Origin of the sequence: Kitasatospora sp. NPDC048540, assembly GCF_040651175.1 — a bacterium.
GTDB lineage: Bacteria > Actinomycetota > Actinomycetes > Streptomycetales > Streptomycetaceae > Kitasatospora.
In genome coordinates this window covers 1-1,503 of record NZ_JBEZIR010000058.1, presented here as the reverse complement: position 1 = coordinate 1,503, position 1,503 = coordinate 1, and the positions used below count along the sequence as shown (strand labels likewise).

General features: G+C 67.6%; 1 protein-coding gene. It reads left to right on the top strand.

The window, feature by feature from the left end; all coding sequences use genetic code 11:
* Positions 1-1,503, top strand: a 1,503-nt coding sequence (locus AB0D08_RS22375) for an Ig-like domain-containing protein (protein WP_359891045.1), incomplete at both ends; no start/stop codon positions are given.

Below are 1,503 nucleotides of genomic sequence, written 5' to 3'. Positions count from 1 at the left end.
CCGCCGTCGCCGACACCAAACTCCACGCCACCTACAGCGGTAACGCCAACCTCAACGGCAGCACCGACGACCTCACACAGACCGTCACCAAAGCCGGCACCGAGACGGTGGTCACCGCTGATCCGTCCCAGCCGACCGCCGGGCAGTCCGTCACCTACATCGCCACCGTCACCGCACCGGCTTCCGGTCTGCTCACCGACAAGGAGACGGTCACCTTCAAGATCGGCGGAACCGCCGTCGATCCGGATCAGGTGACCTGGGAACTCAACCCGACCGACGGCAAGACCGGCACCGCGAAGTTCAGCACCACCGCCCGTGCCGGCACCCAGCTCCACGCCGACTACACCGGCAACACCAACCTCAACAACAGCACCGGCGACCTGACACAGACCGTCACCAAAGCCGACACCAAAACAGTGATCGCCGCCGACCCGCAAAACCCCTCAACAGGCCACCCGGTGACCTACACCGTCACCGTCACCGCCCCCACCGGCCTGGTCCCGGACGGAGAAACCGTCACGCTCACCGACACCGTCCCCCACCACGCGACGACCTCCCAGAACGAGAAACTGACCAAGAGCACCGACCCCGCCACACTCGACCAGGCCACCGCGACGTTCGTCCTCGACCAGCCGATCACCGGCACCCACACCATCACCGCCACCTACGACGGCAACACCGACCTCAACAACAGCAACGACACCCTCACCCAACCCATCGACCTCGCCACCACACACACCACCGTCACCTCACCCGGCAACCCCGCCGAAGCCGGCAAACCCATCACCTACACCGTCCACGTCACCAGCCCCACCGGCTACCTCCCCGAAGGCGGCATCTCCCTCACCGACACCCCCCCGAACGGCACCACCATCACCCGCACCGCCACCCTCACCAAGAACCCCGACCCCACCCAACCGAACGAAGCAATCGCCACCGTCACCCTCGACAACCCCGCCCCCGGATCCCACACCATCACGGCCCACTACGGCCCGACGAACCTGTTCGCCGCAAGCGACAGCGACCCCCTCACCCAACACATCCAGGCCGCGACCACCACCACCCTCGCCAGCAGCCTCAACCCCGCCGCACCCGGCCAGGACATCACCTTCACCGCCACCGTCACCGGACCCGGCGACAAACCGGGCGGCACCGTCACCTTCACCGACGGCGACACCCAACTCGGCGACCCCATCCCCCTCAAGGCCGACGGCACCGCCACCACACCCGCCACCAAGTTCACCACCAACGGCGACCACACCATCACCGCCACCTACACCGGCAACGACACCTACAACGGCGGCAGCAGCCAAACCCTCACCCAACACATCGCCGACCCCACCACCACCCTCACCCTCAAGGCCGACCCCGGCACCGGCGGCACCACCACCACCCTCACCGCCACCACCACCGGCAACCTCGCCACCCCACCCACCGGAACCGTCACCTTCACCGACGGCACCACCCCACTCGGCGACACCACCCTCACCGACGGCACCGCCA